The sequence below is a fragment of the Stenotrophomonas chelatiphaga genome (genome assembly GCF_032054965.1).
Taxonomy (GTDB): domain Bacteria; phylum Pseudomonadota; class Gammaproteobacteria; order Xanthomonadales; family Xanthomonadaceae; genus Stenotrophomonas; species Stenotrophomonas chelatiphaga.
The window spans coordinates 952076-969758 of the sequence record NZ_DAMBRS010000001.1 but is presented as its reverse complement, the minus strand read 5'-3'; the positions used below and the strand labels follow the sequence as shown (position 1 = coordinate 969758).

Genomic DNA, 17683 nt, shown 5'->3' with positions numbered 1-17683 from the left:
GGGGCGGGGTGGGTTGGCGGGAACGCTCATCCGCATGGATGCGGATGGCGAGCCTCCATGGACGGATTCACGGCGATTCCCGCCAACCCATCCCGCCCCGCCAACAAGCAGCCGTGCAGCTGTTGCTCTGGACCTTGACGTTGCTTGAAAAAAAGCAGGTGCCGGGCGCAGCCCGGCAAACCCCCTTACACCGCGCGGGCGAGCTCGGCTGCCAGGCCGACGTAGCCACCCGGGGTCAGCTCACGCAGGTGCTGCTTGGCATCGGCCGGCAGCTCCAGCGACTCGACGAACGCGCGCATCGACTCGGCCGTGATGCCCTGGCCACGCGTCAGCGCCTTCAGCTGTTCGTACGGGTTGGGCAGGCCATGGCGGCGCATCACCGTCTGCACGGCCTCGGCCAGCACTTCCCAGGCCGCATCCAGGTCGGCATCCAGGCGCTGCGGGTTCACTTCCAGCTTGCCGATGCCCTTGGCCAGCGAATCCAGCGCCACCTGGGTGTGCCCGAACGCCGTGCCCAGCGCGCGCAGCACCGTCGAATCGGTCAGGTCACGCTGCCAGCGGCTGATCGGCAGCTTGGCGCTGAAGTGCTCGAACAGCGCATTGGCGATGCCGAAGTTGCCCTCGGCGTTCTCGAAATCGATCGGGTTGACCTTGTGCGGCATGGTCGAGGAACCGACTTCGCCTTCCTTCAGCCGCTGCTTGAAGTAACCCAGCGAGATGTAACCCCAGATGTCGCGCGAGAGGTCGATCAGGATGGTGTTGGCGCGGCGCGCCGCATCACCGATCTCGGCGATGTTGTCATGCGGTTCGATCTGCGTGGTGTACGGGTTGAACACCAGCCCCAGGCCTTCGACGAAGCGCTGGGCGAAGGTGGGCCAGTCCACGTCCGGGTAGCTGGATACGTGTGCGTTGTAGTTGCCGACCGCGCCGTTGATCTTGCCGGTCAGCTCCACCGCCGCCAGCTGGCGGCGCTGGCGCTCCAGGCGGGCGACCACGTTGGCCAGTTCCTTGCCCAGGGTGGTCGGCGAGGCGGTCTGGCCGTGCGTGCGCGACAGCATCGGCTGGGCCGCCTGTGCGTGGGCCAGCGAGCGCAGCGAGGCGGCGATGCCATCCAGCGTGGGCAGCAGCACCTCGCGGCGGGCCTGCTCCAGCATCAGCCCGTAGCTGAGGTTGTTGATGTCTTCGCTGGTGCAGGCGAAATGCACGAACTCCAGCGCCGGGGCCAGTTCGGCATCGTCCTTCAGCTGTTCCTTGATGAAGTACTCCACCGCCTTGACGTCATGGTTGGTGGTGCGCTCGATGTCCTTGACCCGCGCGGCCTGGGCCGGGCTGAAGTCCTTGGCCAGCGCACGCAGGCGCGCCGTGGCGGCAGCAGAGAAGGCCGGCAGCTCGATCACGCCCGGCTCGGCGCCCAGTGCCAGCAGCCACTCCACTTCCACCGTGATGCGGGCCTTGATCAGTCCGTACTCGGAAAAAATCGGGCGCAGCGCATCGACCTTGCCGGCGTAACGGCCATCGAGCGGGGACAGGGCGAGCAGGGCGGATTCGGACATGTCGGCGGGCAGCTGTGAGACGGCGGGGGCCATATTGTAGGGGCGCGCCTGCTCGACTGTCGAAAACAACGGCTGGCGCGCGTGCGGTTGACCTGGCGTGACGGCCAGCGTCCTTCACGACCCTGTATCCTGAAAGCAGACGCCAGCCTGGGGAACCTGCCCGATGCCAGCCGCAGATTCCCTTTCCCCCTGAAAGCATGCGGAGTTGATCGGATGAGCAAGCGTTCCAGCACGACTACCCCCCCCGGTTTCCGGACCGAACATGACAGCATGGGCGAGCTGCAGGTACCTGCCGATGCCCTGTGGGGCGCGCAGACCCAGCGCGCGGTGGACAATTTCCCGGTGTCCGGCCAGCGCATGCCGCGTGGATTCATCCGTGCCCTGGGCCTGGTCAAGGGTGCGGCGGCCGGGGTGAATGCGGAGCTCGGCCACCTGCCCAGGAACATCGCCAGGGCGGTGCAGGGCGCGGCCGCCGAAGTGGCCGCCGGTGACTGGGATGCGCACTTCCCGATCGACGTCTACCAGACCGGTTCGGGCACGTCTTCGAACATGAACGCCAACGAGGTCATCGCCACGCTGGCCAACCGCGGCGGCAAGGCCGGGCGCACGCCGGTGCATCCCAACGACCACGTCAACCAGGGCCAGAGCTCCAATGATGTGATCCCGACCGCCCTGCGGGTGTCGGCGGCGCTGGCCGCGCAGGAAGACCTGCTGCCGGCGCTGGCGCACCTGCGCAAGGTCATCGACCGCAAGGGCCGCAGCCTGCGCAAGGTGGTCAAGACCGGGCGCACGCACCTGATGGACGCGATGCCGCTGACGTTCGAGCAGGAATTTTCGGCCTGGTCGGCGCAGCTGGCGTCGGCGCAGCAGCGCTTCGACGACAGCCTCAAGCGCCTGCGTCGCCTGCCGCTGGGCGGTACGGCGATCGGTACCGGCATCAACGCCGATCCGCGCTTCGGCGAACGCGTGGTCAAGGCGCTGAAGGCCGGTACCGGGGTCAAGTTCGAAAGCGCCGCCAACAAGTTCGAAGGGTTGGCCGCGCAGGACGATGCAGTGGAGATCTCCGGCCAGCTCAATGCGCTTGCCGTGGCGCTGATCAAGATCGCCAACGACCTGCGCTGGATGAACGCCGGTCCGCTGGCCGGGCTGGGCGAGATCGAGCTGCCGGCGCTGCAGCCGGGCAGCTCGATCATGCCGGGCAAGGTCAATCCGGTGATCCCGGAGGCGACCGTGATGGCCTGCGCCCAGGTGATCGGCCACCACACCGCGATCACGGTGGCCGGGCAGACCGGCAACTTCCAGTTGAACGTCACCCTGCCGCTGATCGCGGTGAACCTGCTGGACAGCATCACCCTGCTGGCCAACGTGTCGCGTCTGCTGGCCGATAGTGCGATCGACGGGCTGAAGGTGCGCGAGGACCGGGTGCGCGAAGCGCTGGACCGCAATCCGATCCTGGTCACGGCGCTGAACCCGATCATCGGTTATGAGAAGGCCGCGGCGATCGCCAAGCGTGCCTACAAGGAACAGCGGCCGGTGCTGGAGATCGCGCTGGAGGACAGCGGGCTGGCAGAGGCAGAGCTGCGTCGCCTGCTGGATCCGAAGGCGCTCACCGCCGGTGGCATCCATGCAGGCGGTGGCGGGGGAGGCTGATCCCTCGCGCCGCAGGAACCGCGTGACGACCAACGGTCGTCAGCCCCCCGGGCAAAGGAATGACGGCCAGCGGCCGTCACTACCGGGGAATGACCGGCTAGCGCCCATCCATGGTCGGCGAGCGCAGCGGCAGGGCCGTGACGGCCAGCGGCCGTCACTACCCACGATCCTCAGCGACGATCTGCCTGCAGGTTGCCGAAGGTTTCGGTGTAATCCTTGAACTCCGGAATCACCTGCACCAGGTCTTCCGGGATCGGGTTGCTGCCGGCCGGCGGCACGATCTTCACCGGCTTCTTGTCCGGGTCGGCCGGGGCGTCGACCAGGGTGTTCTGGCGCAGCACCTGCAGGTGGCCGAACATCTGCTGCAGCATCTGCTGCTGGTCGGCCCGCAGCGGAATCTCGATCTCGTCGACCTTCATGTGGCCGTTGGCCAGGATGATGATGTTGGGCGCGGGTGCGCGACGCACGGTGACCATGCTGTCGCTGACGGTGATCTTCGGCTTGCTGCGCTCGACGCGGTGGTTGCGGTACTCCTGGTCACAGCCGGCAAGCACGAGGCAGGACAGGGCGGCCAGCAGCAGGAACAGCTTCTTCATGGCGGTCCACGGGGAGGGGGAGAGCCGCTCATTGTAATCCCCGTGGCGCTGGCCGGCCGCCGCCGGGTCGCTGGCGGCGGCCGGGTGCGCTCATTCGTCGCAGCCGTCGATGTCGCTCTGGCTCATCGTGGCATACGGCGCAAACGCAGGCAGCGAGGCGGCCAGCGCCTGCTGGGTCGCCATCATCGCAGGCAGCTTGTCGCACAGGCCCTTGGCCTGGACCTTCAGCTTGTCCGCTTCGGCATTGATGCGCTGTTCGATGCCTTCGGTCTGGCCTGAGAATACGCCCTTCAGCGCTTCGCCGGCGGCCTTGACGCCCAGGTTCGCACCGGCCACGCCGATATCCATGCCGGCCGACGCAATGCCTTCGACCTGGTGCCGGTACTCGAGCAACTGGGTACGTTGGGCGGGCGTGGTCACCACGTCCTTGCCTTCTATCAGCAGACCGCCCTGCGGGGTGATCTCCGCGACGGGCAGGCCATCGACGTTCAGCTTGAAGTTGCCGGTGGCCAATTCCTTGCGGGCCTTGTCGGTGGCTTCCTGCACCGAGCGGCCGATGCTGCTGCCGGTGTCGTCCAGGGCCTTGGCCGTGTCGTTGTCGTGACCGGTACAGGCGGCCAGCGGCAGGGCCAGCAGCAGGGTGGGCAGCAGGATACGCATCTTCATGGTCGAGTCTTCCGTGTGTGTCTGTCGGTTACTTGCCGCGGGGCAGGGTGACGGTGCCGCGCACGCCGCTGTGGCGGACATCGCCGCTGCCGCTGCGCTGCACGGTCAGGTTGCCGCCCACGCCGTCGGCCTTGATCCCGCCCGAGCCGTGGCTGCCGACCAGCAGGTTGCCGCCGACGTCGCGCAGTTCGACATCGCCGGAGCCGACCACGCCGATTTCCACGTTGCCGCGCACCTGGCGGGCATCGGCGTCACCGGAACCGATCGTGCGGATCGCCAGGTTGCCGCCGACATCGCGCACGTCGAGGTCGCCCGAGCCGATGCTGCCGACGCTGACGTCGCGGCGGATGTTGGACACCTTCGCATCGCCGGAGCCCAACGACAGCAGGTCAAGGCTGTCGGCACCGTCGATCAGCAGGTCGCCGGAGCCGACCGCGGCATGCACGCTGCCCTGGGTCCGCAGCACATCGGCATCGCCGGAGCCCACGTCCACGCTCAGCGAGCGTGCGCCTTCGACATGCGCGTCACCGGAGCCGACCTTCAGCTGCACCATCACATCGGCCGGCACGCTGCCGCGGATGTCCAGCCAGGCGTAGTTGTCGCCGATCACGATGCCCTGCTTGCCCTCGCGGCGCAGGCTGACCACCAGCTTGTCGCCGCTGCGCTGCTGGGTCAGGGTCAGGTCGCGCAGCCAGTCGGCACTGGACGCGCAGGCCCGCCCGGACAGCTGCGCCGGGCCGCTGCCGGCGACCACGTGCAGGTCGTGCTGGTTGACCTCCAGCACGACAGTCTTTGCGCCGGCCAGGTCGAGCTTCAGGTCACGGTTTTCGGTGAACTTGCAGGGCGCGTCGTTGGCCAGGGCGGACAGCGGCAGCAGCATCAGGGTGGCGCAGGCAAGCAGGGTACGCATGGCGGGTGGCTCCTTGTGCTTAGATTTCGCCGGCACGGCGGCGCAGGCGGATGGCGAGGAAGATGAAGACGATGCCGACCGCGGCGCCGATCCAGAGGTCCGGCATGGCCAGAGCACCGAGCTGGTTGGACGGCGACAGCAGCTGGACGATGGATTCGGAGTTCCTGGCCACACCGGAGCGGTAGGCCAGTTCGACGCCGGGTACGGTGCCCAGCAGCAGTCGGCCGACGATGTGCTGCCAGAACCAGCCGCTGGTCATGTCCAGCAGGCCCATCACCTTGGTGGTGCTGACCACGATGCCGGCAAACAGCGGCAGCATCACCGCCCACAGGAACGGCTTGCTCTTGGCCCAGGACGAGCACAGCAGCAGCCAGCCGACCGTCGGCAGCGACCACAGGGCGAACACCGGAATCCAGCTCAGGTGGCCAGCGGCCAGCAGCAGCGGGCTGGACGGGCCCCAGATCAGCGACATCGGGTCGCCGCCATGGGTCAGGGCGACGATCGAAATGACGCCCAGGAAGCACAGCATGGTCAGCACCGAGGCGGCCACGGCGATCAGCGGAGCGATCACGATCGCGCTGATCACCTTGGACAGCACGGTCTGGGTGTCCGACAGCGGCAACGACTTCCAGAACAGGATGCTGCGGTCACGGCGGTCGTCATACAGCGCGCCCAGGCAGTAGAAGAACACAACGAAGGCCAGTACCACGAACGGCCACGCCGAACTGAGCGCCAGGGTGGCATCCAGGCCGTTGCCGAGGTCCACCAGGTCCTTGGGATCCAGCTGGCGGGTCAGCAGGTCAAGGTCCAGGCCGTTGACCTGGATGTTGCTGTTGTTGATGTGCAGGTCGCCCTGCGAGGCCGCGCGGCGCAGCACGAACAGGCCGATGATGATGCCGATGGTGCTCATCACCAGCGAGGCGACGCCGGCGATGATCGGGGCATACAGGAAGCCCCCGCGGTTTTCCCAGTATTCGCGCTTGAGCAGCCAGCGCAGGGTGCCGGCCTTGCTGATCGGATGGTTCACGGCGTTCATGCGTAGGTTCCCTTCATGATGGCGACGAACAGGTCGGCCAGGCCGGGGTTGCGGGTTTCACCGAGGGTCGCCAGCTGGTTGCGCGGCACGTTGTCGAACAGCAGCACGGATTTGCCGAAGGGCAGGCTGCGTTCGTCGATCGGCTTGAGCGCGCGGGCGGTATCGAGCTGGTCGGCGTTGACCAGCACTTCGGTGTAGCGCTCGCCGACCTCGTCCATCTCGGCGCTGAGCACGACCTTGCCGTCACGGATGAACATGACGTCGGTCAGGATGTGTTCGATCTCCTCCACCTGGTGGGTGGTGACGATGATCGTCTTCTGCTCGTCGAAGTAGTCCTCCAGCAGGCGCTGGTAGAACTCCTTGCGGTACAGGATGTCCAGGCCCAGGGTCGGCTCGTCCAGCACCAGCACGCGGGCATCGATGGCCATCACCAGCGCCAGGTGCAGCTGCACGATCATGCCCTTGGACAGTTCGCGCACGCGCTGTTTGGGCTGCAGTTTGGTGGTGGACAGGAAACGCTCGCAGCGGGCCCGGTCGAAGCGCGGATGCACCCCGGCAACGAAATCGATCGCTTCCCGGACCTTCAGCCAGCGCGGCAGCACGGCCACGTCGGCGATGAAGCAGATGTCATTCATCAGCTCATCGCGGTGGCTGCGCGGATCCTTGCCGAGCACGCTCAGCTCGCCTTCCACCGAGGTCAGTCCCAGCAGCGCCTTGAGCGCGGTGGTCTTGCCGGCGCCGTTGGGCCCGATCAACCCGACGATGCGGCCGGCGGGAATGCTGAAGCTGGTGTTGTCCAGCGCGAGGGTGCGCTTGTAGGCCTTGCGCAGGCCCCGCGCGGTGATCACATCCTGGTGTGCTGCGGCGTTCATGAGAGTTTCCCCTGGGTCAACAGTTCGTTCACGTCCAGGCCCAGGCGCTGGATGCGCTCGAGCACGGCCGGCCATTCTTCGTTGAGGAAGCGATCGCGCTCGCTGCTGCGCAGCTGCGTTGCCGCTTCTTCGGTCATGAACATGCCCAGGCCGCGGCGCTTTTCGACCAGACCTTCGTCGGCCAGCTCCTGGTAGGCACGGGACACGGTGATGGGGTTGAGCTGGTAATCGGCCGCCACCTGGCGGACCGAGGGCAGGGCGTCGCCCGGCTTGATGATTCCGTCAAGCATCATGGCGATCACGCGCTCCTTCAGCTGACGGTAGATGGGAGCGCCATCGCTCCACTGGATATCGCTCATGGTCAGCTCCGGGAATTCAGCGACTGTGCGAAAGAAAAATACGGCATGGACAACGAACTGTTCAGCCGCCGCGGGGGGGAGGGTGCCGGCGGTGCATTCCCAGCGTCCGGCACGCCTGCGTCCTGCAGGCTGTCGAGGGCGGAGGCGGCCCGGGTGTCGTCGGCGCCGCCATGCGCCACACCGAACCACAGGGACAGGAGCAGCAGGCCCGCCGCGCTGGCGGCCGTGCGGGTCATGCGATGTTGGACTGACGGATTCATCGGCTCCCCTGTCTCAGGTGACTGGTGTTGTAGTCAACTATAACACCACCGATTCAGAGTGCAAGCGCTTTATGTGACCAACTGATGGCAGGGGTCGGCCGGGCTGCGCCCGGCGGCTGTTTTTTCAAGCCGAAGCAACGTCAACGTCAACGTCAGAAGCTGCAGGGCTGCTGGATGGCGGGGCGGGGTGGCTGTGCAGGACACGCCGTGAATCCATCCATGGAGGCTCGCTTTTCGCATCCATGCGAAAAGACGGTCCTGCACAGCCACCCCGCCCCACCTTCGACGGGTCCATGGGGGCCATGGACAAGGCAGGGGGGGAAAAGGGGGGAAATATGGGGTCAGAGTCCTTTCGCTGCGCGAAAGGACTCTGACCGCCGCCTTTGTTTTTTTTTTATTTTCATTACGCGGGTGGCGGTCACCGGGACCTGTCCGGGGGCCGGGCGGGTAGGCTATGCGGGGCCTTGAGCGGCAGGAGCCGCGAAGAGCTACAGGGACGTACTTGCGCGTGCCCCGCATAGCCTACCCGCCCGGCCCCAAGCACGTAGCCAGCAGCAAAGCCACCCGCGAGGGGGGTCCACCCGTCGACCCACCCCGACCGAAGCCACGCCACGCGCCCTGCGCGATCTCCGACAAAAGCCGCACCAAGGCCCGGTGGTATAGTTCGCGGCGAAATACGGACCCCGCGTCCGGCCCTTCACTCCTGCCAGGAACATCTCCCATGCTGCGTTCTGTTTCCCTGCCGCGCCGCGGCGTGCCGGTCCTGCCCCGCGTGCTGGGTTCGCTGCTGGTGGCCGCAAGCCTGGCCCTGCCGATGATGGCCTCGGCCGCCGGCCTGCTCGACGTGGCCTACCGGCCGCTGGCGGGCAAGGAGGCGGTCAATCTGGGCCAGCGCTACCACGGGCGCGTGCTGCTGGTGGTCAACACCGCCAGCAAGTGCGGCTTCACCCCGCAGTACGAAGGCCTTGAGGCGCTGCAGAAGTCGTATTCCGCGCGCGGCCTGAGCGTGCTGGGCTTCCCCTCCAATGACTTCAAGGGGCAGGAGCCGGGCGACGAGAAGGACATCCAGGAGTTCTGCACCCTGACCTACGGGGTCAAGTTCCCGATGTTCGAAAAGGTCCACGTCGTGGGCGACCAGGCGACCCCGCTGTACAAGGGCCTGACCGCCGCCACCGGCGTGGCCCCGGGCTGGAACTTCCACAAGTACCTGATCGGACGCGACGGCGCGGTCATCGCCCAGTTCCCGAGCCGGGTGAAGCCGGATGACAAGGAACTGGTCGCGGCGATCGAACGTGCGTTGGCGGCCCCTGCGGTCCATTGAACGACGCACGTGCGCCTCGACATATCGGACGCGCATGCGACAATGCGTGTTTTCGCGCCGACGTCGGCGTTTTTTCACTTCCAGGAATGCAACACATGAAGATGGGAATGCGTGGCGCTGCGGCGTCGGTTCTGATTCTGGCGATGGGCACCACCGGCGTGGCGCTGTCGCAGCAACCTGCTGCCGCCCCGGCAGCAGCCAAGGAGACCAGTAATTTGAATTCCAAGCAGAAGCTCGGCTATGCCATCGGCGGCGACGTCGCCCGTTCGCTCGAGGCGATCAAGTCGCACATCGACCTGGCCGCCATGCGCGAAGCCGTGCAGGCCACCTTCGATGGCAAGCAGCCGCTGATCACCCAGGCCGATGCGCAGAAGACCGACACGGCCCTGCGTACTTCCATGGCGATCGCCAACGGCCAGCAGGTTCCGGGCCAGGCGCCGGGTTCGGCGCCGCCGAAGGTCGACAACCGCCAGGTAGGCCTGATGCTGGGCAGCTACATGGTGGGCCCGTCGCTGGCCGAGCTGAAGGGTGACATCGAGCTGGACGCCCTGTTCGACGCGGTCAAGACCGCCTTCGATGGTGGCCAGCCGAAGCTGAGCCAGGAAGAGGGCGCAGCGATCCTGCAGTCCTTCATGGCCACCAAGCAGGCTGAAATGCAGGCCAAGGCCGCGCAGCTGGGCCAGACCAACCGTCAGGAAGGCAATGCGTTCCTGGCCAAGAACAAGACCGTGCCGGGCGTGGTCACCACCGCGTCGGGCCTGCAGTACCAGGTCATCCGCCCGGGCAGTGGCGAGCGTCCGCTGCCGAGCAGCAAGGTCAAGGTGAACTACGAAGGCAAGCTCCTGGACGGCACCGTCTTCGACAGCAGCTACCAGCGCGGCCAGCCGGTCGAGTTCGGCCTGGACCAGGTGATCAAGGGCTGGACCGAAGGCGTGTCGCTGATGCCGGTGGGCTCGAAGTACCGCTTCTGGATTCCGGGCGAACTGGCCTATGGCGAGAACGGCACCCAGGGTGGCCCGATCGGCCCGAACGCCACGCTGACCTTCGACGTCGAACTCATTTCCGTGCAGCCGTAAGGCACGCACGCGCCCTGCCATACCCGCCGGGACACCGGCGGGACTGGCGATCCATGTCATTGGCCGGGGACGATCAACGCATGTCTAAAATTTCATCGAGCGAACGCGAGCAGGCGCTGGAAGCGCGCCTGGTCGAGCTGGAAATGCGTGTCTCCTTCCAGGAGCAGGCGTTGGCCGAGCTGAGCGAAGCGCTGGCCGATGCACGCATCGAGGGCTCACGCAACGAGGGCCTGATGCGGGTATTGCTGGAGGACCTGGGCAAGGTCCGCAACGCGCTGTATTCCTCTGATCCGGTGGATGAGCCGCCACCGCCGCACTACTGATCTGTCCTTATGAGCGATACCCTCCGCGACCAGCTGATGGGCCTGGGCTTCAAGCCCGCGCCGAAGCCTGAACGCAGCAACGACCGAAAGCCGGACCGCAAGCCGGAGGCGCGCCGTGATGGGCGACCGGGTGGCGGCAAGCCGGGGCAGGCCGGTGCCCGCCCCCACCAGGGCAAGCCGGGCGATAACCGTCCTGCGTCGTCCCGCCCGGGCAATCCCGGCAACCCCGGCAACCGTCCGGGAACGCGCCCGCAGGGTGCACGCAAGCCACGCTCGCAGGAAGAGATGGACCTGGCCAAGGCCTATGCCATCCGTGCGCAGCGCGAAAAGGAAGAGCGCATCGAGGCCGAGCGCCAGAAGCAGGAAGACGCACGCGTGCGCCGCGAGGCGAAGGCGAAGCTGGAAGTGCTGCTGAAGGATGCTTCGTTGAACGTGGAAGAGGCCGACATCGCGCGGCACTTCCCGTACGGCGGCAAGATCAAGCGGATCTACGTCACCGCCGACCAGCTGAAGGCACTCAATGCCGGCGAGCTGGGCGTGGTGCAGGTGGCCGGCCGCTACATGCTGGTGACCGCGGAGATGCTGGCCCAGGCCGAGGCGATCTTCGCCCAGGCCGTGGCGCTGAAGGTGGACCCGAACGCACCGGCCGAGGAGGATCCGTACGCCGATCCGCAGTACCAGGTGCCCGACGACCTGGTCTGGTAAGCGGCGCTAGCGTTCTGTCCGTTTTGCGCGCCGAGCATGGCTCGGCGCTACCGTGGCATTGGGTGCCGTTGGCTTATTCGGTGATCGGGCCGCCGACTTCCTGGCCTGCCTGCCACACGGCGTGGATGCTTTGGCTGTTCTGGATGTCGGCCAGCGGGTCGGCATCCAGTACCAGCAGGTCGGCGCGCTTGCCGGGGGCGATCCGCCCGCGATCGGCCAGCCCCAGCAGGTCGGCCGCATCGGCGGTGGCGACCTGCAGCGCACGCGCCGGGGTCAAGCCGGCCTCTGTCAGCAGCTTCAGTTCGCGGTGCTCGGCAAAGCCGATCACCCGCTGCGGCATCGCGCCGGCATCGGTGCCGAAGCCCAGCTTCACGCCGCCGGCATGCAGGCGGCGCAGGTTTTCAAGGTTCATCGCAACGGCTCTGCGCGCGCCGGGGATGTTGGCACCCGCCAGCTGTTCGCTCTGCCACTCGGGCTGCTGCCAACGTTCGCGTACCGCCACCGGCAACGCGGTGCGCAGGAACGGGGTCTGCAGCGCCTGCGGATTTTCCGCATACCAGTAATTGGCTTCGTCGATGTTCACCGTGGCGATATAGCCGGTGCCCTGTTCGCGCATCTTCCGCACCAGCATCGGGTCGACCGCACGGTCGCGGATGCCATGGGCGATGATGTCCACCTTCGCTTCGACCAGCGCCTTGGCCTGGTCCAGGTCATGGATGTGGGCAGCCACCTTCAGCCCGCGCGCGTGCGCCTCGCTGATCGCGGCGCGGAAGATCTCCGGCGGCATCATCGGTACCTTGCCACCCAGGTTGTCCACCCACAGTTTGATCAGGTCCACGCCATCGGCCTGCTGGCTGGCCACCGCAGCGCGTGCTTCCTCGGCGTTGCGCGGACGGGCCACGGCGTCGCGTTGCAGCCCCATCGCCGCTGCGGGCGGTGCGCCGTCCACCGCACCGATGCCGCCGCCGGCACCGTACAGCTGCGCGCCCAGCCGCGGGTCTGCATTGACCTCTTTGCGGATGGCGAAGAAGTCATGGCCGTTCATGCCCAGCGCGGTGACCGTGGTGACGCCATAGCGCTGGAACTGGCGCAGGTCGCGCACCACGTTGTCGCGGGTGTAAAAGCGGTCACCGTGCTGCAGGCCCTCGGTGTTGCCGACGTGCGCGTGGTCGCTGACCAGCCCGGGAAGCAGGGTCTTGCCGCGGTAATCGATGCGGCGTGCAGCGCTGGCATCGGCGGGCAGCGGGCTGCCGACATGCACGATGCGCGTGCCGTTGATCAGTACCGGGGTGATGCCGAGATCGCGGGTTCCATCGAACACGCGGGCGTTTTCCAGCAGCACCGGCGCGGCGGCGGCGGGCAGGGCAGTGGCGGTGAGCAGCAGGGCCCACAGGCGGTTGGGTCGCATCGGCGGTTCCAGGTTGGGGTTACCCCGAGCCTAACCCGCGTGCCGCGATATCGGTAGCGCCGACCCAGGGTCGGCGAGCGCAGCGGGCCGGCTGTTACTCCGGATCGTAATCCAGGTTGGAGGCCAGCCAGCGCTCTGCCTGCACGCGGTCCACGCCCTTGCGCTTGGCGTAGTCGGTGACCTGCTCGCGGCTGACCCGCCCGACCACGAAATACTGGCTCTGCGGATGGCTGAAGTAGTAGCCCGACACCGCCGCGGTGGGCAGCATGGCGAAGCTTTCGGTCAACTGCATGCCGGCGTTGCCCTGCGCGTCCAGCAACCGGAACAAGGTGTCCTTCTCACTGTGCTCCGGGCAGGCCGGGTAGCCGGGAGCAGGCCGGATGCCGCTGTATTTCTCGGCGATCAGCGCATCGTTGTCGAGGGTCTCGTCGTTGGCATGGCCCCAGAACTCCTTGCGCACGCGCTGGTGCAGGCGCTCGGCCAGGGCTTCGGCGAAGCGGTCGGCAAGTGCCTTGAGCAGGATCGCGTTGTAGTCATCATGGGCGGCTTCGAAACGCGCGACGTGCGCATCGATGCCGATACCGGCGGTCACCGCGAACGCGCCGATCCAGTCCTGGCGGCCACTGTCGGCGGGGGCGATGAAGTCGGCCAGGCAGAAGTCTGGACGCTCGGCCGGTTTGTCGACCTGCTGGCGCAGGAAGTGCAGCGTGGCCTCACCGTCAGGGTGCTGTACGCGCACGTCATCGCCCACGCTGTTGGCGGGCCACAGGCCGAACACCGCGCGTGCCTGCAGCCACCGCTCTTTGACGATGCGGTCGAGCATCTGCCGGGCATCGCGATACAGCTCGCTGGCCTGGCTGCCCACGATCTCGTCGGTAAGGATCGCCGGGTACTTGCCGGCCAGCTCCCAGGCCTGGAAGAACGGCGTCCAGTCGATGTAGTCCACCAGCTCGGCCAATGGATAGTCATCGAACACGTGAAGTCCGGGCTGGTTCGGCGCCGGTGGCACGTAGTCTGCCCAGCCGCCGTCGAAACGCTGGCCGCGTGCATGGGCCAGGCTGACCAGCCGCTTGGCATCGCCGCGGTTGCGGTGGCGCAGGCGGATGTCGGCGTAATCGGCTTCGTTGGCCGCCACGAACGCGGCGCGCAGGTCATGCGAGATCAGGGACTGGGCCACACCTACGGCGCGCGACGCGTCTTTCACCCACACCGTGGGCGCCTTGTAATGCGGGTCGATCTTCAACGCGGTATGCGCGCGCGAGGTGGTGGCGCCGCCGATCATCAGCGGCAGCTCGAAGCCCTGGCGCTGCATCTCGCGGGCCACGTGGCTCATCTCTTCCAGCGATGGGGTGATCAGGCCGGACAGCCCGATGATGTCGGCGTTCTCGGCGCGTGCGGCGTCCAGGATCTTCTGCGCCGGGACCATGACGCCCAGGTCGATCACCTCGAAGTTGTTGCAGGCCAGCACCACGCCGACGATGTTCTTGCCGATGTCGTGCACATCGCCCTTGACCGTAGCCATGATGATCTTGCCGTTGCTGCGCGCCGTATCGCCGCTGCGCAGTTTTTCCGCTTCGATGTAGGGCAGCAGGTAGGCCACCGCCTTCTTCATCACCCGCGCCGACTTGACCACCTGTGGCAGGAACATCTTGCCGGCACCGAACAGGTCGCCGACCACGTTCATGCCGTTCATCAGCGGACCTTCGATGACGTCCAGCGGGCGCGTGGAGGCTTGCCGTGCTTCTTCGGTGTCCTGTTCGACCCAGGCATCCAGGCCGTGCACCAGCGCATGGGCCAGGCGGTCGGTGACCGGCTTTTCACGCCATGCCATGTCTTCGACCCGCGCCGCGCCCTTGCTGCCTTTGTAGCGCTCGGCGATCTCCAGCAGGCGCTCGGTGCCATCGGCGCGGCGGTTGAGGATCACGTCCTCCACGCGTTCGCGCAGCTCCGCGTCCAGGTCGTCGTAGATCGGCATCGCGCCGGCGTTGACGATGCCCATGTCCATGCCCGCGGCGATGGCGTGGTACAGGAACACCGAGTGGATCGCCTGGCGCACCGTCTCGTTGCCGCGGAAGGAGAAGGACACGTTGGACACGCCGCCGGACACATGGCAGTGCGGCAGCGTGCGCTTGATGATGCGGGTGGCCTCGATGAAGTCCACCGCGTAGTTGTCGTGCTCTTCGATGCCGGTGGCAACGGCGAAGATGTTCGGATCGAAGATGATGTCCTGCGGCGGGAAGCCGATCTCGTCCACCAGGATGCGGTACGCCCGCGTGCAGATCTCGACCTTGCGTGCGCAGGTGTCGGCCTGGCCGGCTTCGTCGAAGGCCATCACCACCGCGGCGGCGCCGTAGCGCAGCACCTTGCGCGCATGCTCGCGGAACAGGTCTTCGCCTTCCTTCAACGAGATCGAATTGACCACGCTCTTGCCCTGCAGGCATTTCAGCCCGGCTTCGATCACGCTCCACTTGGAGGAATCGACCATCACCGGGATGCGCGCGATATCCGGCTCGGACATGATCAGGTTGAGGTAGCGCGTCATTGCCGCTTCCGAATCGATCAGGCCTTCGTCCATGTTGACGTCGAGGATCTGCGCGCCGCTGGCCACCTGCTGGCGCGCCACGTCGACCGCTTCCTCGTAGCGTTCTTCCTTGACCAGTTTGCGGAACTGCGCGCTGCCGGTGACGTTGGTGCGCTCGCCGATGTTGATGAACAGCAGGTCCGGGGTGATGACCAGCGGTTCCAGTCCGGACAGGCGGGTGTGCGGGGCGGTGCTCATGCCGCCTGCTCCCGGGCACCGGGCAGCGCACGCGGCGGCAGTCCGGCGACGGCCTCTGCGATGGCGCGGATATGCGCCGGGGTGCTGCCGCAGCAGCCGCCGACCAGGTTCAGCAGGCCGTCGGTGGCGAAGCCGTGCAGGGTGGCGGCCATTTCCTCGGGGGTTTCGTCGTACTCGCCGAACGCATTGGGCAGGCCGGCGTTGGGATGGGCACTGACATGGCATCCCGCCACCTGGGACAGCGTCTCCACGTGCGGGCGCATCGCATCGGCGCCGAGCGCGCAGTTGAGCCCGATCGACAGCGGTCGGGCGTGCGCCAGCGAGGCATGGAAGGCTTCGGCGGTCTGCCCGGACAGGGTGCGTCCGGAGGCATCGGTGATGGTGCCGGAGATCATTACCGGCAGGCGCGCGCCGCGCGCATCGAAGGCTTCTTCCACCGCGAACAGGGCCGCCTTGGCGTTGAGGGTGTCGAAGATGGTTTCCACCATCAGCGTATCGGCGCCCCCATCGATCAGGCCATCGATCGCCTCGCGGTAGGTGCCGCGCAGTTCGTCGAAGCTGGTGTTGCGGAAGCCGGGATCGTTGACGTCCGGGCTGATCGAGGCGGTACGGCTGGTCGGCCCGAGCACCCCGATGACGAAGCGCGGCTTGTCCGGCGTGGTCGCTTCCATCGCATCGCAGCAGGCACGCGCCACGGCGGCGCCGGCCTTGTTCAGCTCGTACACCAGGTGCTCGAGATGGTAATCGGCCTGGCTGACCGAGGTGGCGTTGAAGGTATTGGTCTCCACCAGGTCCGCGCCGGCCTGCAGGTATTCGGTATGGATGCCGGCGATGATCTCCGGCCGGGTCAGCAGCAGCAGGTCATTGTTGCCTTTCAGGTCCTGCTCCTGCACCGGACCGTGGTCGCAGCCGGCGCCATGCACGTGGCCGGCGGCCCGGGTATCCACACCGCCGATGAAGCGCTCGCCGCGGTAGTCGTCTTCCTGCAGCCCATGGCGCTGGATCATCGTGCCCATCGCACCGTCGATGATCAGGATGCGTTCGCGCAGGGCGCTCAGCAGGGCAGTGGCACGTTCGGGATGCAACCAGGGCAGGGCGGGCACGGCGACCTCAGGGTTTGTTGGCGATCAGCGAAATGACTTCGAAATGCGGCGGGCGCTTTTCGCGCGTCACCGTTTCCAGGCTCGACACCTGCAGCCCGGCCTTGTCGACGAACTTGCGCAGCTCCTTGTCACTGAAGCCGAGGTTGACGTGGCCGTAGGCATCCACCGCCGCCTTGTGCTCATGGCGGGCCAGGCTGCACAGCAGCAGGCGGCCGCCCGGGCGCAGCACGCGCGCCGCTTCGGTGACCGCCTGGGCCGGCTTGGCGGCGTAGGTGAGTGCATGCATCAGCACGACCAGGTCGAAGCTGCGATCCTTGAAGGGGAGGGCATGCATGTCGCCTTCGCGCACTTCCACGTTGGGCAGGCGGCGCAGGCGTTCGCTGGCGGCGGCAACCACGCGCGCGCTGGTGTCGATGCAGACATAGCGGCTGGCATGCGGGGCCACCAGTTCGGCGAGCACGCCATCGCCGGAGGCGATATCCAGCACGTCGCCGGTTTCCAGCAGGGGCAGGGCGGTGCGCGCCAAGGCTTCCCAGGTGCGGCCCGGGGAGTAATGGCGTTCCATGTCACCGGCCACGCTGTCGGCCCAGTTCTGGTCGGCGGCACGGCTGGCCAGCACCGAGGCCACGCGTTCGGCATCCTGGCGCAGCAGCGGGTCGTCGCTGCCGGTGCTCAAGGCATGCCACAATGCGCGCTGTGCCGGGTCCAGCTGGGCGTCGTCGAAGCGGTAATACGCGGACACGCCCGCGCGGCGGTCGCGCACCAGCCCGGCTTCTTTCAGGCGCGCCAGATGCGTCGATACCCGCGGCTGCGCCAGCCGGGTGATCGCCGACAGCTCGGCCACGGTAAGTTCTTCCTGCTCCAGCAGCGCCAACAGGCGCACCCGGGTGGCGTCGGCGAACACTTTCAGCCGGGTCGACCAATCCTCGAGATCCATAAATATCCACCTATCGCGATAGAGAGATATTCTGGCCTCCGCGGCGTGAACGGTCAAGCAACCGCATGACGGCACGCTAGCGCCGACCCATGGTCGGCGAGCGCAGCGGTGTGTGGTCGCAGGCAATCC

General features: G+C 67.0%; 16 protein-coding genes. 5 read left to right on the top strand and 11 right to left on the bottom strand.

Going from position 1 to position 17683, the window contains the following annotated elements; genetic code table 11:
* Positions 1–185 precede the first annotated feature (185 nt).
* Positions 186–1553, bottom strand: coding sequence for an adenylosuccinate lyase (gene purB / locus RTX79_RS04560; protein ID WP_057687569.1), 1368 nt, complete (start codon positions 1551–1553; stop codon positions 186–188).
* Between the two features lie 213 nt (positions 1554–1766).
* Between purB and RTX79_RS04555 the strand changes: the two genes are divergently transcribed.
* Complete coding sequence (locus RTX79_RS04555) at positions 1767–3203, top strand: class II fumarate hydratase (protein ID WP_312682136.1); 1437 nt, start codon at positions 1767–1769, stop codon at positions 3201–3203.
* Between the two features lie 170 nt (positions 3204–3373).
* Here the strand turns inward: RTX79_RS04555 and RTX79_RS04550 are convergent, their stop codons facing one another.
* The 6 genes from RTX79_RS04550 to RTX79_RS04525 all read right to left on the bottom strand — a co-directional run bounded on the left by RTX79_RS04550 (position 3374) and on the right by RTX79_RS04525 (position 7642).
* Positions 3374–3799 carry a hypothetical protein gene (locus RTX79_RS04550; protein WP_057687567.1) on the bottom strand — a complete coding sequence of 142 codons (426 nt, stop codon included), beginning with the start codon at positions 3797–3799 and terminating at the stop codon, positions 3374–3376.
* Positions 3800–3889: 90 nt separating this feature from the next.
* The gene (locus RTX79_RS04545; RefSeq protein ID WP_309685106.1) at positions 3890–4465 is read right to left on the bottom strand and encodes a hypothetical protein; all 576 of its coding nucleotides are present in this window, start codon (positions 4463–4465) and stop codon (positions 3890–3892) included.
* 28 nt (positions 4466–4493) lie between these two features.
* A complete protein-coding gene (locus RTX79_RS04540; protein WP_312682134.1) occupies positions 4494–5375 on the bottom strand; it encodes a hypothetical protein in 882 nt (293 codons plus the stop codon).
* 19 nt (positions 5376–5394) lie between these two features.
* Positions 5395–6411: an ABC-2 transporter permease gene (locus tag RTX79_RS04535; protein WP_309685111.1), complete on the bottom strand. Its 1017-nt coding sequence runs from the start codon at positions 6409–6411 to the stop codon at positions 5395–5397.
* On the bottom strand, positions 6408–7283 hold the full coding sequence (locus RTX79_RS04530; protein WP_312682130.1) for an ABC transporter ATP-binding protein: 876 nt from the start codon (positions 7281–7283) through the stop codon (positions 6408–6410). Before RTX79_RS04530 ends, RTX79_RS04535 begins: the two co-directional genes overlap by 4 nt.
* Positions 7280–7642, bottom strand: a complete 363-nt coding sequence (locus RTX79_RS04525) for a GntR family transcriptional regulator (protein WP_057687616.1) — start codon at positions 7640–7642, stop codon at positions 7280–7282. Before RTX79_RS04525 ends, RTX79_RS04530 begins: the two co-directional genes overlap by 4 nt.
* A gap of 981 nt (positions 7643–8623) precedes the next feature.
* On the opposite strand from RTX79_RS04525, the gene RTX79_RS04520 reads away from it, so the two are divergent.
* The 4 genes from RTX79_RS04520 (at position 8624) to RTX79_RS04505 (ending at position 11327) form a co-directional block, all read left to right on the top strand.
* Positions 8624–9223, top strand: coding sequence for a glutathione peroxidase (locus RTX79_RS04520; RefSeq protein WP_428695945.1), 600 nt, complete (start codon positions 8624–8626; stop codon positions 9221–9223).
* 95 nt (positions 9224–9318) lie between these two features.
* On the top strand, positions 9319–10299 hold the full coding sequence (locus RTX79_RS04515; RefSeq protein WP_057507952.1) for an FKBP-type peptidyl-prolyl cis-trans isomerase: 981 nt from the start codon (positions 9319–9321) through the stop codon (positions 10297–10299).
* Positions 10300–10379: 80 nt separating this feature from the next.
* The gene (locus RTX79_RS04510; protein ID WP_312682126.1) at positions 10380–10622 is read left to right on the top strand and encodes a SlyX family protein; all 243 of its coding nucleotides are present in this window, start codon (positions 10380–10382) and stop codon (positions 10620–10622) included.
* Between the two features lie 9 nt (positions 10623–10631).
* The gene (locus tag RTX79_RS04505) at positions 10632–11327 is read left to right on the top strand and encodes a DUF2058 domain-containing protein (protein WP_123698718.1); all 696 of its coding nucleotides are present in this window, start codon (positions 10632–10634) and stop codon (positions 11325–11327) included.
* Between the two features lie 73 nt (positions 11328–11400).
* On the opposite strand, the gene RTX79_RS04500 is transcribed toward RTX79_RS04505, so the two are convergent.
* The 4 genes from RTX79_RS04500 to RTX79_RS04485 form a co-directional block, all read right to left on the bottom strand.
* Positions 11401–12735: an amidohydrolase family protein gene (locus RTX79_RS04500; RefSeq protein WP_312682123.1), complete on the bottom strand. Its 1335-nt coding sequence runs from the start codon at positions 12733–12735 to the stop codon at positions 11401–11403.
* A 94-nt stretch (positions 12736–12829) separates the two neighbouring features.
* Positions 12830–15514, bottom strand: a complete 2685-nt coding sequence (gene metH, locus RTX79_RS04495) for a methionine synthase (protein ID WP_312682121.1) — start codon at positions 15512–15514, stop codon at positions 12830–12832.
* Complete coding sequence (locus RTX79_RS04490) at positions 15511–16617, bottom strand: homocysteine S-methyltransferase family protein (protein ID WP_312682120.1); 1107 nt, start codon at positions 16615–16617, stop codon at positions 15511–15513. Before RTX79_RS04490 ends, metH begins: the two co-directional genes overlap by 4 nt.
* A gap of 7 nt (positions 16618–16624) precedes the next feature.
* Positions 16625–17554, bottom strand: coding sequence for an ArsR/SmtB family transcription factor (locus tag RTX79_RS04485; RefSeq protein WP_057507946.1), 930 nt, complete (start codon positions 17552–17554; stop codon positions 16625–16627).
* Between the last annotated feature and the right edge of the window lie 129 nt (positions 17555–17683).

Bases quoted from the DNA above. Each gene is read 5' to 3' on its own strand.
- purB (WP_057687569.1), bottom strand. From the start codon at position 1,553: ATGTCCGAATCCGCCCTGCTCGCCCTGTCCCCGCTCGATGGCCGTTAC.
- RTX79_RS04555 (WP_312682136.1), top strand. From the start codon at position 1,767: ATGAGCAAGCGTTCCAGCACGACTACCCCCCCCGGTTTCCGGACCGAA.
- RTX79_RS04550 (WP_057687567.1), bottom strand. From the start codon at position 3,799: ATGAAGAAGCTGTTCCTGCTGCTGGCCGCCCTGTCCTGCCTCGTGCTT.
- RTX79_RS04545 (WP_309685106.1), bottom strand. From the start codon at position 4,465: ATGAAGATGCGTATCCTGCTGCCCACCCTGCTGCTGGCCCTGCCGCTG.
- RTX79_RS04540 (WP_312682134.1), bottom strand. From the start codon at position 5,375: ATGCGTACCCTGCTTGCCTGCGCCACCCTGATGCTGCTGCCGCTGTCC.
- RTX79_RS04535 (WP_309685111.1), bottom strand. From the start codon at position 6,411: ATGAACGCCGTGAACCATCCGATCAGCAAGGCCGGCACCCTGCGCTGG.
- RTX79_RS04530 (WP_312682130.1), bottom strand. From the start codon at position 7,283: ATGAACGCCGCAGCACACCAGGATGTGATCACCGCGCGGGGCCTGCGC.
- RTX79_RS04525 (WP_057687616.1), bottom strand. From the start codon at position 7,642: ATGAGCGATATCCAGTGGAGCGATGGCGCTCCCATCTACCGTCAGCTG.
- RTX79_RS04520 (WP_428695945.1), top strand. From the start codon at position 8,624: ATGCTGCGTTCTGTTTCCCTGCCGCGCCGCGGCGTGCCGGTCCTGCCC.
- RTX79_RS04515 (WP_057507952.1), top strand. From the start codon at position 9,319: ATGAAGATGGGAATGCGTGGCGCTGCGGCGTCGGTTCTGATTCTGGCG.
- RTX79_RS04510 (WP_312682126.1), top strand. From the start codon at position 10,380: ATGTCTAAAATTTCATCGAGCGAACGCGAGCAGGCGCTGGAAGCGCGC.
- RTX79_RS04505 (WP_123698718.1), top strand. From the start codon at position 10,632: ATGAGCGATACCCTCCGCGACCAGCTGATGGGCCTGGGCTTCAAGCCC.
- RTX79_RS04500 (WP_312682123.1), bottom strand. From the start codon at position 12,735: ATGCGACCCAACCGCCTGTGGGCCCTGCTGCTCACCGCCACTGCCCTG.
- metH (WP_312682121.1), bottom strand. From the start codon at position 15,514: ATGAGCACCGCCCCGCACACCCGCCTGTCCGGACTGGAACCGCTGGTC.
- RTX79_RS04485 (WP_057507946.1), bottom strand. From the start codon at position 17,554: ATGGATCTCGAGGATTGGTCGACCCGGCTGAAAGTGTTCGCCGACGCC.